At 57.9% G+C, this 13,947-nt stretch carries 14 protein-coding genes; 1 reads left to right on the forward strand and 13 read right to left on the reverse strand.

Translation table 11 applies throughout. The features are described 5' to 3' along the window. Positions 1 to 15 precede the first annotated feature (15 nt). A complete protein-coding gene (locus DRW39_RS12115) occupies positions 16 to 855 on the forward strand; it encodes an SDR family NAD(P)-dependent oxidoreductase (RefSeq protein ID WP_116107302.1) in 840 nt (279 codons plus the stop codon). Here the strand turns inward: DRW39_RS12115 and DRW39_RS12120 are convergent. The 13 genes from DRW39_RS12120 to DRW39_RS12180 form a co-directional block, all read right to left on the reverse strand. Continuing rightward, complete coding sequence (locus DRW39_RS12120; protein ID WP_116107303.1) at positions 840 to 1,910, reverse strand: DNA polymerase beta superfamily protein; 1,071 nt, start codon at positions 1,908 to 1,910, stop codon at positions 840 to 842. The genes DRW39_RS12115 and DRW39_RS12120 overlap by 16 nt on opposite strands. Next, positions 1,907 to 2,674: a DNA polymerase beta superfamily protein gene (locus DRW39_RS12125; RefSeq protein ID WP_157976075.1), complete on the reverse strand. Its 768-nt coding sequence runs from the start codon at positions 2,672 to 2,674 to the stop codon at positions 1,907 to 1,909. Before DRW39_RS12125 ends, DRW39_RS12120 begins: the two co-directional genes overlap by 4 nt. 61 nt (positions 2,675 to 2,735) lie before the next feature. Then, positions 2,736 to 3,419 (reverse strand): endonuclease III domain-containing protein, encoded by a 684-nt coding sequence (locus DRW39_RS12130; protein WP_116107305.1) that lies wholly within the window; start codon positions 3,417 to 3,419, stop codon positions 2,736 to 2,738. 217 nt (positions 3,420 to 3,636) lie between these two features. Then, on the reverse strand, positions 3,637 to 4,611 hold the full coding sequence (locus DRW39_RS12135) for a S41 family peptidase (RefSeq protein WP_116107306.1): 975 nt from the start codon (positions 4,609 to 4,611) through the stop codon (positions 3,637 to 3,639). A 317-nt stretch (positions 4,612 to 4,928) separates the two neighbouring features. After that, positions 4,929 to 7,751, reverse strand: coding sequence for a M56 family metallopeptidase (locus DRW39_RS12140; protein WP_116107307.1), 2,823 nt, complete (start codon positions 7,749 to 7,751; stop codon positions 4,929 to 4,931). Further along, entirely contained in the window at positions 7,748 to 8,116 is a 369-nt protein-coding gene (locus DRW39_RS12145; protein WP_116107308.1) for a BlaI/MecI/CopY family transcriptional regulator, read from the reverse strand. The genes DRW39_RS12140 and DRW39_RS12145 overlap by 4 nt, the downstream gene beginning before the upstream one ends. Positions 8,117 to 8,166: 50 nt before the next feature. Then, positions 8,167 to 9,330, reverse strand: coding sequence for a hypothetical protein (locus DRW39_RS12150; RefSeq protein WP_157976076.1), 1,164 nt, complete (start codon positions 9,328 to 9,330; stop codon positions 8,167 to 8,169). Between the two features lie 295 nt (positions 9,331 to 9,625). Continuing rightward, positions 9,626 to 10,894: a sensor histidine kinase gene (locus DRW39_RS12155; protein WP_116107310.1), complete on the reverse strand. Its 1,269-nt coding sequence runs from the start codon at positions 10,892 to 10,894 to the stop codon at positions 9,626 to 9,628. 4 nt (positions 10,895 to 10,898) lie between these two features. Continuing rightward, a complete protein-coding gene (locus DRW39_RS12160; protein WP_116107311.1) occupies positions 10,899 to 11,255 on the reverse strand; it encodes a DUF5615 family PIN-like protein in 357 nt (118 codons plus the stop codon). Beyond that, positions 11,255 to 11,503, reverse strand: coding sequence for a DUF433 domain-containing protein (locus tag DRW39_RS12165; protein WP_116107312.1), 249 nt, complete (start codon positions 11,501 to 11,503; stop codon positions 11,255 to 11,257). The genes DRW39_RS12160 and DRW39_RS12165 overlap by 1 nt, the downstream gene beginning before the upstream one ends. A gap of 44 nt (positions 11,504 to 11,547) precedes the next feature. Continuing rightward, on the reverse strand, positions 11,548 to 12,855 hold the full coding sequence (locus DRW39_RS12170; protein WP_232830139.1) for a sigma-54-dependent transcriptional regulator: 1,308 nt from the start codon (positions 12,853 to 12,855) through the stop codon (positions 11,548 to 11,550). A gap of 81 nt (positions 12,856 to 12,936) precedes the next feature. Continuing rightward, complete coding sequence (locus tag DRW39_RS12175) at positions 12,937 to 13,314, reverse strand: hypothetical protein (protein ID WP_116107314.1); 378 nt, start codon at positions 13,312 to 13,314, stop codon at positions 12,937 to 12,939. A gap of 64 nt (positions 13,315 to 13,378) precedes the next feature. Beyond that, positions 13,379 to 13,750, reverse strand: a complete 372-nt coding sequence (locus DRW39_RS12180) for a hypothetical protein (RefSeq protein ID WP_157976077.1) — start codon at positions 13,748 to 13,750, stop codon at positions 13,379 to 13,381. Positions 13,751 to 13,947: the final 197 nt, after the last annotated feature.

A 13,947-nucleotide genomic window follows, 5' to 3' on the forward strand; every position in this document is an offset into this window, starting at 1 on the left:
TTTCCTTGTATCCCCATGAAAGACTTCAAGGGAAAAGTGGTGGTCGTCACCGGCGCCGGCTCGGGTATCGGTCGGGAATTGGCCTGGCAGTTGGCGGCCCGGGGCGCCGTGCTCGCCATCAACGACGTGAAGGGCGAACCCCTGGCGGAGACCTGGGCGGAATTGCCCGAGCGTACGCGGGGCCTGCAGCGGGTCTTCGACGTCGGTGACCGCCAGGCCATGCAGGACTTCGCTAACGCCGTCAAAGATGGTTTGGGGCGGGTGGATGTCGTCATCAATAACGCCGGCTTCAGCGTCCGCCAACAACCGGTGGCCTATAGCCGGATCGAGGACTTCGAGCGGACGCTACGGGTCAATCTCTGGGGCGTCATTTACGGGAGCCTGGCCTTCCTGCCCTACCTGCGGGAGCAGCCGGAGGCGAGCCTGGTCAACGTCAGCAGCGTGTTCGGCCTGTTTGCCTTCCCCGGTTCCGGGCCGTACAACGTCAGCAAATTCGGCGTGCGCGGCTTCACCGAGACGCTGCGGGTGGAAATGGGCAAGCTGATGCACATCTGCTGCGTCCACCCCGGCGGCATTGCCACCAATATTCACCGCAACGTCGAGATCGAAGATCCGCAGGAGCGGGAACAGTTCCTCCGCAACTTCGAGCGGCAGGCCAAGACGACCGCCTGGGAGGCCGCGCGGCAGATCATCCGCGGCATCGAACGGGAGCAGCCCCGCGTACTGATCGGCCGGGACGCGTACTGGATCGACAAAATCACGCGCCTGCTGCCGGGGCGCTACGAGCGGGTGCTGGCGAGGTGGTTTCAGCCGGAGAAGTTTCTGGCGCGGCGGCCGGATCAGCCTTCCGGCTGATACAGTCGCCTCCGGAGTCCGACCAGTCGTCGGTTCAACCAGTGGGGGTCGATCCGTTCGGGGAGGTCACTGGCCTCCGCCGCACGGCTGAGTTGCTCGACCCGGTCATCGGCCATCCGCAGTACCTCGCTCAGGGGATAGTCACCGGCTTTGACGGCCAGTAAAAACGATCGATTGGGGCGGCGGACGTTCAGGTGGCCGGTGGTAAATATTTCGGTCGCCATTTCGAGCAGCCGGATCGTATGCATCATATTTTTAGCGTCGTAGCCCTGCCCGTGGGCCAGCGTACCGCGGTAGCGTTCGTCGTTACGGTCGCGCTCCCAGGCACGGTACTCCCGGTAGTCGCGGCAGTAGGTCGAATAGGCATCCTGCCCGAAGGACAGATAGGCTACGGGCGCTTCTCCCTTCGGCACGTCGGTGACCGCGACGGCGTTCGCGTTTTCGCTGCGGGTAATGCCGGCGGCCCAGCCCGCTCCCCGGTCGTAGTACAGGGCGTACAGGTCACGGGCGTGGTTCACGCCGGCCAGGGCAAGTTCCGTCAACGGCACGCCCCGCTCCTGGGCCCACTCGCGCAGCGGGCGGCTGCGCCCCCGTTCGATGACGTAGCAGAAGTCTTCCACTCCCTTCCGCCCGGGGGCTACGGGGTTACGCACCTTCTTATTCAATCCCTTAGCTTTCCGGATCTGGGTAATGGCGTAACCGGCGAAGGTGTCCCGACACGCCTTGGTCAGAAACTCCTCCGCCCGCAGGCCTTCCAGCAGCGGATGGCGGTACAGGACATCCTCGCCGGTAGTACCCAGCAGCTCCAGCGCGGTAGGGTTGGCCTTTCCGAGCAGCTCGAAGAAGCGACCGAGCTCGTAGTAGGTCCGGTCGTTTCGTGCGTCGGCCAGCTGCGTGGGGTGATTCAATCCCAGCAAGCTTTCCATCCGCACGCCGAACACCCCGCGGTAGTCTTCGTCGGACCGTTCCGAGGCCAGGCCGTAGGCATGACTGCCGCTCCGGCAGTGGAGCAACAAGTGATGCCCCTCGATGATGTCCCCGGTGGTCGGATTCATGCGATCAGGTTTCGAAAGAAGGCATCCCCCCGCGCGGCATCGCGCATCTCGTCGGCCAGCGATTCTGATCGGGTCGACAGGCTCTCGGAGAGGGATGAAAAATAACTCGCCAGGGAGTCCGGCAGGGGGGCAACTGCCCGTTCCACCAGGCCGGCCTTCCGGTCGACGAAGGCGCGCAGATCGGTAACCACCCGCTCATCGGTGACCTCCGGGATCAGCTTTTCCAGCTCGACGGGTGGCCGACGTAGATGTGCGGCGGTATACGCCGCGGCCAGAATGGATCGCATATAGTAGCAGGCCTTCTTGACGTTCCACCGTCCGTCCTCCTTTTCCCCGGCGGTACGCGCGCCCCGGGCAATTCCGAGGTAGTGGTGTACGGTCCGGCGGGGCCGGAAATAGTGATCGGCCAGCGCCCGGCAGGGGGTTAGGAAATCGCCCGCTTCGTGGTAGACGATCGGGGAGTTCAGCCATTCCAGGCAATTTGGATTACTAGCTGTCGTGTGCTTCAAAAACTTGCGGATGTCCCAACCGGCCAGGTCGAGTTCCCCGTGCCGTTCCATGATGGGCCCGATCTGATCCTTTCCCGGCTGCAGCCGCAGGTACCACGGTGCTGGATGGCGGTAAACGAACCGGACGTCGTAGTCGCTGTCCGGGGACGCCAGCCCCCAGGCCCGGCTACCGCTTTCGCAGGCGTACAGGACCTGTACGCCATGGTGGGCGGCGGCGCGCAGGAGAGAGGCGGTCCGGGTTTCGGGGGTAATCATGCGTACGTAACGAATCAGTGAATGGAGGAAGTTCCCGGGGGCCTCAAACATCCGATGTCGATCACCCTTCCCCTACCCCTTTCTCCGTATAGTACCGGCACCGCTCCCGCACGATACACTTTCCACAGCGCGGGTTCGAGTACACGCAAACCCGTTGCCCGTGCTTAAAGAGAAGTTTATGGAAGTTCAGTAACTCATCCGCGTCGGCGGGAAGGATGTCCAACAGCGCACCGTGCGACTTCGCCTGGCTGATCTTCGCCGGCAAAATGCCGAAGCGGGTACTCACCCGGTGCACGTGGGTATCGACGGGCAGGACCGGCCGCCGCAGGGAGAAAAGCAGCACGAAGGTGGCCGTCTTAAAGCCCACCCCGGGAAGCTCCATCAGCAGTGCCTGCGCCTCCTCCACCGGCATTGCCGATAGTACCCGATCGAGGTCGTTTCCGTAGGTTTCGATGACGTGGGTCAGAATTTCCTTGATTCGCGGTGCCTTGATCTCCGGCCAGCGCGAGGTCTGGATGCACGCTTCGATGCCCTCGACCGGCGCGGCCGCCACGCCCGCCCAGTCGCCGTAGGTCTCCAGGAGCTTATCGTAGGCGGCTTTCTCGTCGGCGTAGTTCGTCCGCTGGCTCAGCGTAGTCGCCACCAGTTGATCGATGGCCGATTTGGTACTGTAGCGGGTTTGCCGGCCGTACTCCGCTTGCAGGGTGTCGACGAGGTAATCAAGCTGGGACGGGGTGTCGGGCATGGTCTGCACAATATGCTTAAAAGCCGGACAATAAGTAGACTCGTTAGTTGTAGAAATGAGCTCTTTGTCGATAGATTTTTCATAGAACAGTCATATGGCTGTTGAAAGTTTGAATGTCCGACTAAGTCATGATTTTGTACGATCTAACGGCTCCGCTAAACGCCGTGCCATTTTTTGCCTGGGATGGACGATTAAGCCTCTATGGTGAGGCGTGTTTTCATTCATTTAATGCCTCTTTAGCTAATTGATATGCCGTGTCTAAAGCATCTACAGATTTCACATTTATGTGAGGCTCAACTCCTTTCCCTTCCCAGTTAGTTTTTGTGATCGGGTTAATAGCTCTTCCCGTTGGTATCCATGCTATAAAATCGCCATAAACAACGAATTCTTCGCCGAAATTTGCTGCTCCTGCGGAGGTTTCTCCGATTATTTTAGCACGCTTCAAATGTTTCAAATCGTATGCAAATTCCTCGCCTGCTGAAATAGTTTTTTCATTAATAAGCACATATACTGGAATATCGGGCATTCTACTTCCCTCTACGTATGGCAAGGTCCATAATTGAGTTGTTTCATCTCCTTCTTTATGATAGAAATTATTTAAACGGACTGGTTTTTCTGAATATAAATAGCTTATCAATAATTGTATCATTGAATCGTCACCCCCCATATTATCTCTCAAATCGACAATCAGAGCATCGGAATTTGACAAAAATTGCATGGCTGAAGATGCCGTTTTTCCTGCGTATTTTGTTGGTGCAAAACCACCTAATTTAAGATACCCTACATTACCTTCCATAATTTTCAACTCCTCAAATCCGTAATTGAATTTTCTTACTCTGTCATTGATTCTGTTGAATTCTTCAGTAGGGTCTTCTTTTGGCTCTCTTAGCCTTGATGCCATTACTTCATTGTAGGAGACTCCTATATGTTTGTCCTTGCTAACCATATACAAATGGTTTTTTAGGGAGTCAGCAAAAATATTCTTATCGACAATATGGTCGTACTCTCCAACTTGCCATCTCTTTAGCAGATCTGCTTCCATGGAAAGGGCAATGTCTGGGAAAACATATTTATCTTTTAAATGGAAGCTAATAGCGTCAATAATGTGTCTTTTTGATTCATTAGTTAGGTTTTGAGCCTCGACTTTCACCGTTGAAGACAGAATTATTAGTAAGACTATTAGTTGTTTCATATTTTTAAAATATCAAAAATTTGACAGGTGCGTTTATCGGCTATTTCAGTGTTTCATGACATACAGCTTTAGTTAATACGTCAACTCTCACGATCACGCAGTGCGTATATTTTCTCAGTTAGGCGCGGTAGGCCCTCTGAATAGGTGGCCGAGCGAGCGGACAATTGGGACATTTCGACCTACTCGGGTGATAAAAATACGTATTAGGTCGACGGATAAGTTTATCCCTGCACATTGGATATGCAGCACATTTGGTAACTCCGCTTCGTCGCACCGCTCAAGGCCATTTGAAACCTTCGTCCAGTAGCGTATCCTACTTACCGACGCGACCGGCGCATGATGCGGTAGTCGATCATGTCCTCCAGCGTATCCCCATCGCGGCGGTGCTTTTCGATGAACGCCGGGCTGACGTCGTGTATCCGCAGCGACTGCAGTACGTCGAAGGGGATTTTATCGTAGCCGATATCGGCGTAGCCCTCCACGAAGGCGGGCGTAATGTTATGGATCCGGGCCGCGACGAAGTCATCCGCACGCAGGTCGGTGTACCCCAAATCACGCAGTCCTTTCACGAAGTCCGGCGTAACGCCGTGGATGCTGTAATTGGTGAGGTCATCAATCCCGTTGAAATCCAGTCCCATGTCCTGCATTTCCTTTGCCTTGCGTGCATTGACGCCGTGTATTTTAGCGGTAATCACTTCGTCGATGGAAAGTTTCCCGAAACCCAGTGCGGCCAGCTCCGCCACGTAATCGGGGTCGACGCCGTGAATGGAAGCGTTCTGGGCCTGTTCGAGGGTGAGGTCGGTGAGCCCGGCTCTGCTCATTGCCCGCACGTACTCCGGCTGCACGTTGTGAATACGGCTGGCGACTACCTCGTCGGCGCTCACATCGGTGTAGCCGGCTTCCGCGAGGTCGGCCACGTACTTGGCGTCAACGTTGTGGATCGCCATATTGATGATCTGCTCGAAGTCAACGTCCTCGTAGCCCAATTCCGCCATCTCGGAGATGTAGTCGGGCGTCAGGCCGTGAATCTTGGCCTGGATGACGTCCTCCAGGTCCAGATCCCGGTAACCGGCATCTTTCAAGGCCTGCACGTAGCCGGCATCGATATTGAAGATGCGTAATTGCAGGATCGTTTGCAGGTCCGGCCGGTCGTACCCTGCGGCGTCCAGGTCAGCCAGTACGGCGGCCAGCGTCCGCTCGTTCAAATCGAATACGGCCATCTGCAGCAGCTCGTCCCGCGAGGGATCGAATTCCCGCTTTGCGTAAGCCAGCGTACTCACTGTGAAGTCGGACAGGAAAAACAAAAAGACTTCCCGGTCGTCGTAGCCGCGGTAGCCGGCTTCGGCCAGCCCGTTCGTGAAAGCAGCGGACGGACTGAAGGTGAACGTTCCCACGCCCATATCGTCCTGGAATGAGCCCCGCAGAGTCAGCGTACCCGCGGACCGGGTAATGGTAAACTCCCCGATGCTTTCACCGGGTAGCGCGCCGACTTTCGATCGGTCGAAACAACGCGTGAGGTTATAGCGGTAGGCGCCCCGGTCACCGCTCTCCATGAAGTTGAAGCAAACTTCGTCTTCCTTCACCTCCGCGGTCCAGGCGCGTTGGTTCACCCGGCCGTCCGTCAGGCCCAAACCGTGGGGAGGCGCGGGCGGGGCCGGCGGGGCTTCCGGAGCCGGGGGCGGTGGAGGAGGCACACCGGGAGCGGCCGGCGCCGGACCTGGCGGGGCGGGGGGTGCCGGAGGACCGGGGGGTGCCGGCGGCGGGGGCGGGCCGTCGAGGGCGCCTTTCTCCCGGAGAAATTCTAACAGCATACGTTTGATGGTCCCCTCCCGGCCGTTGTCGTCAGGGGCGGCCAGATCGAGCCGAACGGTTCCGTTACCCGACGCCGACCGTTTTTCCCGTAGGTACGAAAAGAGGTTTCGCTTGGTGGCTCCCTTGCGGCTGTTCGGATCGGAAAATTCGGGTGCGGCTTGTAGCTGCCCCAGCGTGGCGTCCAGGTCCAGGATGACGGTATGGCTTTCCTGTACGTGCACCACCAGATCGACCGGATTGTTGCCCGTGGCGTCGGGATTCGCGTCGGACGGATTGTTTCCGTCGGTATCCGCAGGTGTCTGGGCGATCCCGTTCAGGGAAGCCAGCGAGAGCAGCAGGAGCAGCGGCAGTGCCAAATACTTCCAGGTAGCCCGGTTAGACGATCGTTTCGATTGCATCATGGTGATTCTTTTTTCTAGAAAGTGTTGGTTGTAATTCGTCACCAGCCCGCGGGCGTGGTGGGGTACGGCTACCCGAAGCAGACTGAGCTGGTAGCCCACCGGGTCGTCGCCGCGGCGTAGCACCTCGGCGTCGGTCAGGTACTCCAGGTTGTTCTCGACCGCGCGGCGATACAGCCAGGCGAAGGGGTTGAACCACTGCACCACGATCAGCAGTTCCGCCAGCACCAGGTCGATGCTGTGCCGTTGCCGGACGTGCACTCGTTCGTGTTCGATGATCCGGTCGTAAGTCTGGGCATCGTAGCCGGCGGGGTTAAGAAACACCCGGTCCCAGAACGAAAATGGCGCGTGGTCTTCGCCGAGCTCTACGATGGTGAGTTCTCCGACCCGTACCGTAGGATTGCTCCACCCCTTTCGCACGATGGTCGCGACTTGCCACACAAACTGCAGCATCAGGATCAGCACCCCGGCCAGGTACAGCCAAAGGCAAGCGGTCTTCCAATCCAGGGCGGCGTACCAGGTTGCCCGCGGCGCATCAAGTAGGGGCGTAGCGGTTTTTTGGGCGGCGGGCGCAGGTAAAATGTCCGTGGGAAAAGCAGCAGTCCTGTCCGATGCTCCGCTACTTTGCCCCGCTAGAGGCGCCTTAATACCGGTAGCCTCCTCCCTGATGAGCGCATGCGAAGGCGTCGACGTCGGGGCAATTTGTACGGATGTCTCCGCAATGGGGAAAGCACCGAGCTCCGCTACTTGCCGGACTTCCCGTAGCGACAGGCTGGCCGGTACGGTGACCAGAGGCAGCAGAAAGCAGGCCGCGATTCCACCCAGCAACAACCAACGGTTCAGTTGGAAGAAGGTCTCGCGCCGTAGCGCCAGGTGGTAATACACGTAACAGCCGGCCAGCAGGGCGGAAGCGTGAATGAGGTAGTTCATGATTGTGGGTCTTGGTCCTTGATGAGTTTTACGAGACGCTCCAGCTCTTCGGCGTCGATCTGCTGCTCCTTGGCGAAGTAGTTCACCAGCTTCATCGGGGAATTATCGAAGTAGCGGCGAACGACGTCATCGACGGCCTTCTTCTGGTACTCCTCCTCTTCCACCACCGGGTAGAACCGGTAGGCATTCCCCAGCTTCTCGTGGGCGACGAAACCCTTCTCCTCCAGGATCTTTACCATCGTGGAAACCGTATTGTAATGCGGCTTCGGATCGGGCAGTTCCTCGATAATCTCTTTTACGAAAGCTTTCTTCAGGCGCCAGAGCACCTCCATTAGCTGTGCCTCGCGTTTCGCTAGTCTTTGCATCTCTACTAATTGATTAGTACAAGTATAGTACTAATTCATTAGTAATGCAACTAATCAGTTAGTTTTATCGCGGTAGCCGACCAGAATCCGTCCTGGTACAGCGACAAGGCAAGCCCATTCTCCCCGTCCGCGAAGGTGACTTCCAAGGCTTCACCGGGTAGGTAAAAGCGGTTGTCCGCGGAGGGAGCCAGCTCGACTCGGTAGCCGTTCGCGAACGTCAGCGCTATGCCCCCGGCGTACGCGTCTACCTCGAAGGTGCCGATGAAGTCGTTTTGGTAGGTACCCGCTAGATCGGCCGCCTCCGTCGTATCCAGTGCAACCACGGTGAAAGATGGAGGCGGGGCGGGGATGACGGCCGGCGAGCCATGGGACAGGCGTTCCAGGTCATTCAAAGGATAGGCTCCAGCGCCCCGTGCCAAAAGTTCGTCCAGCCGCACGCTGAAAAACTTTCTACCACTTTCCCGCGTGGTGAACCATACTTCACCGGTAGTCAGGTTTTGGACGTTGGAATAGAGCGTATGACCGCGACCGTCCACCGAGGTTCTTTGGGCGATGGTCAGCATCTTTTCCCGATCGATCGGGCCATCCGATAGGAGTTTGGTCGCCAGCGGGTAGCGCCAGCAGAAGGCCCCGTCCTCCTTACCACAGATGTCGAAGTTCGTCGACACGAGTGGTTCGCCTTCCTCGGCGACTATGACCCCCGATGCCGAGATGATGGCGAAGGTGCCGCTTCGGTCGGCTACGTGCATCTGCGCGCTGGTAAAGCCGCCGTCGAACCAGTACGTTTCAAAAAATGCTACGACCTCCTCCACCGTACTCAGGTTTCCGAGCAGGTAGGGCATGATGGCTCCGTTACCGCCGGGAAAGGGGACGCGATCGCCCATCGTGAAATCGATGTTGCGGATCGCGTTGAAGTCGAAGGTCAGCCCCGCTTCGTTCATACCTCCCTGGATGCCCCCGCCCGCGGCTTCTTCCGGCGATAGGTAGGCCAGGGTGTAGTATCCATAAAGGCTGCTGTCCGAACGCGGGAACACCCGGAGGAAAGTAGCTACGTCCAACGGCCCGTCTTCATTATTCATGTTCCAAACCTGTCCGTCCGCCCCTACCGCACTGACGATGGTGCAGGCCTTCCCTTCGGACGACCCGAAGAGGAGTCCGAGAATAAACAGTACAGCAAGGGAGCAACGCCTCGTATCGGGTATTGGTAGATTCATTTGACCATAATGGCGATATATCTGCGGCGGCGTTGCATTCATTCTATTGAGCAAGGAGAATTCTCGACGGAAGGGACTATTCTCGCCCGCCTGGAGCTAGATAAACATCGGATGTGGCAGGTCCGCCAATTTTGCGGACATCCGATGTTGGGGGCAACTTCTTGTCCAATACATCGCGATCTCTTCCAAATTTTCAGAAATACCGGATGCAAATGGGCGGAATCGAGTCACGGCCACACCTGACACATCGGATGTCTGACATAAAGTCAGACCTGACACATCCGATGTTTAGCCGCTACGGAAAGCTTACCCGCAGCCGCGTCCAACCGTCCGGGTCCGTGCGCAACCGGTAGGTGGCACCGTGCCCCTCCAGGATCTCGCGGGTGAGGGTCAGCCCTACCCCCTGGCCAGTACTTTTGGTACTGAAGAAAGGGGTGAACAGCTGATCCGCCACCTCTTCGGGGATGCCGGGTCCGTCGTCCGCGATCACGAAGGTACTCGGGTTGGCAGAGGTGCTTAGTCGGATCCTGCCCCCCTCGCCGATGCTCTCCCGCGCGTTAGTCAGGGCATTGATCATCACCTGCTCCAGTTGGGCGCGGTCGGCCCGCAACCACAGCGACTGGGTGGTTAAGTCGTTCGCCAGAGTGATGCGATGCTTCTCGAGCAGGGGTCGCATCACCTCCGCGGCGCCACGGACGACGGCATTCAGGTCGACCCGTTCGCGCTGGGGTTCCGGCAGCCGCACGACCCGGGCGAAGTTGCGCATGAAGGCCGTCATGTTCTCGGCCCGGTTGATCACCGGCGGGAGATGGTCACGAACAACTTCGGCGAGGTCTGGCTCGTCGGCTTCGGCTACCTCGAGGATGGTTTTCAGGAGCGACACGATCGCCGCGTTCGAATTATTCACCTCGTGGGCCATCATACGGATCACCTTGCCGTAGGCCTCCTTTTCCGCCTGTAAGAGGTCGGCGGTCACGTCTTGCAACACCAGGAAGCCCCGCTCAAATCCCCGGTCGATGAAGGTGGCGTACTCCACGTGGAGGCGGCGGTTATCCGGGGTAGTAAAGATGCGCTTTTCGCCAACCCGTAGCGAACGGGCAGGATCGATCACCGCCGATACGAATTCCGGATTATTCCGCCGCTCCGTCACCCAGGGATTTTCGGACGCTACTCCGCCGTCGAAGTCGAGAATGATGATCCCAACGTCCGCGGCATTTACCAGCTGATCGAGAAATTCCTCCCGCTGCCGCCCCGTGACCCGCTCGCTACGCAGCTGATCGATCATGCGGTTATACACGTCCCCCAGTTGGTCGATATCCGGACTGCCGGTCTTGGTCATCTTGACGGAAAAGTCTTGGTCGGCCAGCGCTCCCGCCCCCCGGCTTAGCAACTGAATCGGCGCCACCAACACCTCGTACAGGCGGTAGCCGAGGTAAGCGGATAGCAACAGCACCATCTCTACCAGCAGGAGCACCGGACCGCGGCCCACGACCAGGTAAATAAGGATTCCGATCACCAGGTGAAGGACGGTCAGGTAGAGGATGTAGCGGGTGGCGGCGGACATGTGTCTATCGGGAAAAAGTCAACTTTAGCTCAAAGACATAGCGATCCGGTTCCGCAAGAAATTCGAGAATACGCTTTTTTCGGCTGATAAGTAGCTCGGCCAAACGTCCGGTTGCCAGATTACCGGTACGTAACAGAATTAATTTCGGAGGGGCCCCTAGCCTTTTGATCAAGGTCAGAAAATCCAGATCATTGGTAGCTAAACGGGGTAAACCGATCCGACGAGCGGTTAGAAATATTCGTTCATCCTCTGGGCTGGGTCCTAATCCTAATTCCGTAACGTGCTTGATGCCCGGAAACTCAAACTCATGTTCTACCTTCTTGATTAATCGATAAGACAGGTTTTCGTCGCAAAGGATCATCAAGCCCGTTTTTCACGAATAATTATCGTTCCGCGATTCTCACGTGCCGCCGCATAACCGAGCGCCTCCCGAATATTGTCCACCGATAGTTCCGGAAAGTCCTCAATAATTGCCGCTTCAGACATTCCTCCGGATAACCAACCGAGAATGTCCGAAACGGTAATTCGAGTACCGGCGATGCATGCCTTGCCGAAGCGTACATTCGGATTAATAGAGATTCCAGTAAATTCTTGTGCTTCGTCCGCCATAATCTATTCTTTTCATTAAAACGACCCATAAATTAAGGAAGTTTCTAGAGGTTGTACTTCTCGATCCGCCGGTACAGCGCCGCCCGGGTCAGCCCCAGTTCCCTTGCCGTAGCCGTTATTTCCCCATCGTTGCGGGCCAGCGCCGTACGGATCATCTTGATCTCCATCTGCTCCAGCGTAATGCCGGAGGGGGCGAAGTTGGAGGCGACGCCGGGCCCGCCCGACTGCCGTTGCAGTTGCTCCGCCGATATATTTTCTTCGGGACTGAGGATCGCCGTCCGCTCGATCAGGTTCTGCAACTGGCGAATGTTGCCGGGAAAGGTCTGTCGGCGTAGCCAGGACTGGGCTTCCTTGCTCAACTCAAGTTTAGGTCGATCGTAGCGACGGCGGGCACTATCCAGGAAGTGATTCGCCAGGGGCAGAATATCTCCGGGTCGCTCCCGCAGCGGAGGCAGGTGCAGGTGGATGAGGTTGATGCGGTACAGTAGATCCTCGCGGAAGGTACCGGCCGCGACCATGCTGGGCAGGTTGCGGCTGGTCGCGCTAATGATGCGTACATCCGTGGGGCGGGATTGGCTCTCCCCGAGTCGCTCGTACTGCCGCTCCTGCAGGACCCGCAGCAGTTTAACCTGGGCGGCGGGGGCCAAATCGCCGATCTCGTCCAAAAAGAGCGTGCCCCCGGCGGCCAGTTCGAATCTTCCTTTTCGGTCGGCACGGGCGTCGGTAAAGGCGCCCGCCTTGTGCCCAAAGAGTTCCGATTCGAATAGCCCCTCCGGTACGCCCCCCAGGTTGACGGCCACGAAAGGGCCCTCCGAACGGTGGCTCGCGCCATGAATGGCCTCCGCGATCAGTTCCTTACCCGTCCCGCTCTCGCCCGTAATCAGGACGGATGCCTGGGTGCCCGCTACCCGCCGGGCTTGCTTCACGAGGTCAGCTAATGGAACCGAATCGCCGATAATGCCTGCAAAGGGATCCGCTGCGTCGCCGGGTCCGAGGTCACCGGGCTTCGGGATATTCATTTTACCTGCGCTCCGCCGCCCATCTTTTAATTGCTGTTGAATGGCGTTGAGCAGTTCCCGGTTGTCCCAGGGTTTGGCGATGAAGTCGCGGGCCCCCGCCTTCATGCCCTCCACGGCCAGCTGTACGGTGGCCCAGCCGGTCATCTGGATCACGGGGAGGTCCGGGTGGGCAGCCATGAGCTCACCGAGTAATTTCATACCCGCGCGGCCGGTGGTTTCCACAGTGAAGTTCAGGTCGAGCAAGACCAGGTCGGGACCAAAATCACTTACCGTGGGCAATGCTTCCTGCGGTCGGTGGATGCAGTGCACGGTGTGGCCGGCCCGCTTGAGCAATAATTCCAGGCTTTTACAGACCGTGCGGTCGTCGTCGATGATCAGGAGGCGGGGCAGAATAACAGCGGTTGGGGGTATGGATTAGTTGTCGTCGTCCTCGTCGGAATCGCCCTCGATGCCCAGGCGCTCGCGAAAGTCCGCAACGATGGCCTTCGCGCGTTCCATCACCGCTTCGTCCTTGCCTTTGTAAGCCACGGAGAGGCGATTACGGCGGGTATTGTACGCATAGTCGATACCGTCCGCGTCGGTCATTTCCCAATTGCCGCTAAAATCGGCGTCCAGAGTCACGTCCATTGCCTCCGCGAAGGCGGCCACCAGTTTCTTGGTTTTGATGGTATTCGTGCGGAGGGTGTACTCGTAACGATCGCCCATTTCCACTTCGGTCTGGTAGAGGGATTTGTTCTGGGAAAACGCCACGGCACTCAGCAGTAGTGCGCAGGTTAATAGTAGGCTTCGCATAGGCAGGGGGAATTGATGATAAGGACGACGGGTAAGGGGGTAGGTTGCAAAATCGTTTCCCGAATCACGGGTGCAGCTTCGGGTTCGTGATGCCTACGGCGAGGCACTGTTTCAGTTCCTGACCGACTTCCCGGGCCCGATCGGCGGTGAGTTGATCGTAATCGGTACTCGCCAGGGCCAGGTGATTCCGCTGGGCAAGGTAGGTAAGGTTAATGCCGGCCGTTTCCGCTACCAGGATATCGGTCACGTTGTCGGGCAGCTCCAGACCGGTGACCTCCGCGATGCAAGTCGTGAGCTGTCGCCGCCGCGCGTCCTCCAGCCGGATATCGAGTTGGTACTGATTCGGCTGGCTGACCTCATTGACGAGTACGGTCGTTTTCACGCCGGCGTCGGGGTAAAGGAGAAGCAACGATGTCAATAGGGTCGGGAACAGCATGGTTGATGGTTTATGTGTAGGAGCTTACCCGGGCGGCGGATCGGTCAGCGGGTAAGCGTGGGTAGATTCGTTGTCGGGTCCGTTCACTCAGACCGACGGTTGCGGGCCGGCAAGTGTTACAGCCGGGGAAGAAAGAGAGTCAAGATTAGGTCGTATACAGCGGATCATGGTGGATTAAGGGATGAACGGGACGGGTA

The sequence above is a fragment of the Lewinella sp. IMCC34191 genome (assembly GCF_003390935.1).
Lineage (GTDB): Bacteria > Bacteroidota > Bacteroidia > Chitinophagales > Saprospiraceae > Neolewinella.

Coding starts and splice junctions, on each gene's coding strand:
- DRW39_RS12115 (WP_116107302.1), top strand. CDS start 16: ATGAAAGACTTCAAGGGAAAAGTGGTGGTCGTCACCGGCGCCGGCTCG.
- DRW39_RS12120 (WP_116107303.1), bottom strand. CDS start 1,910: ATGAATCCGACCACCGGGGACATCATCGAGGGGCATCACTTGTTGCTC.
- DRW39_RS12125 (WP_157976075.1), bottom strand. CDS start 2,674: ATGATTACCCCCGAAACCCGGACCGCCTCTCTCCTGCGCGCCGCCGCC.
- DRW39_RS12130 (WP_116107305.1), bottom strand. CDS start 3,419: ATGCCCGACACCCCGTCCCAGCTTGATTACCTCGTCGACACCCTGCAA.
- DRW39_RS12135 (WP_116107306.1), bottom strand. CDS start 4,611: ATGAAACAACTAATAGTCTTACTAATAATTCTGTCTTCAACGGTGAAA.
- DRW39_RS12140 (WP_116107307.1), bottom strand. CDS start 7,751: ATGAACTACCTCATTCACGCTTCCGCCCTGCTGGCCGGCTGTTACGTG.
- DRW39_RS12145 (WP_116107308.1), bottom strand. CDS start 8,116: ATGCAAAGACTAGCGAAACGCGAGGCACAGCTAATGGAGGTGCTCTGG.
- DRW39_RS12150 (WP_157976076.1), bottom strand. CDS start 9,330: ATGAATCTACCAATACCCGATACGAGGCGTTGCTCCCTTGCTGTACTG.
- DRW39_RS12155 (WP_116107310.1), bottom strand. CDS start 10,894: ATGTCCGCCGCCACCCGCTACATCCTCTACCTGACCGTCCTTCACCTG.
- DRW39_RS12160 (WP_116107311.1), bottom strand. CDS start 11,255: ATGATCCTTTGCGACGAAAACCTGTCTTATCGATTAATCAAGAAGGTA.
- DRW39_RS12165 (WP_116107312.1), bottom strand. CDS start 11,503: ATGGCGGACGAAGCACAAGAATTTACTGGAATCTCTATTAATCCGAAT.
- DRW39_RS12175 (WP_116107314.1), bottom strand. CDS start 13,314: ATGCGAAGCCTACTATTAACCTGCGCACTACTGCTGAGTGCCGTGGCG.
- DRW39_RS12180 (WP_157976077.1), bottom strand. CDS start 13,750: ATGCTGTTCCCGACCCTATTGACATCGTTGCTTCTCCTTTACCCCGAC.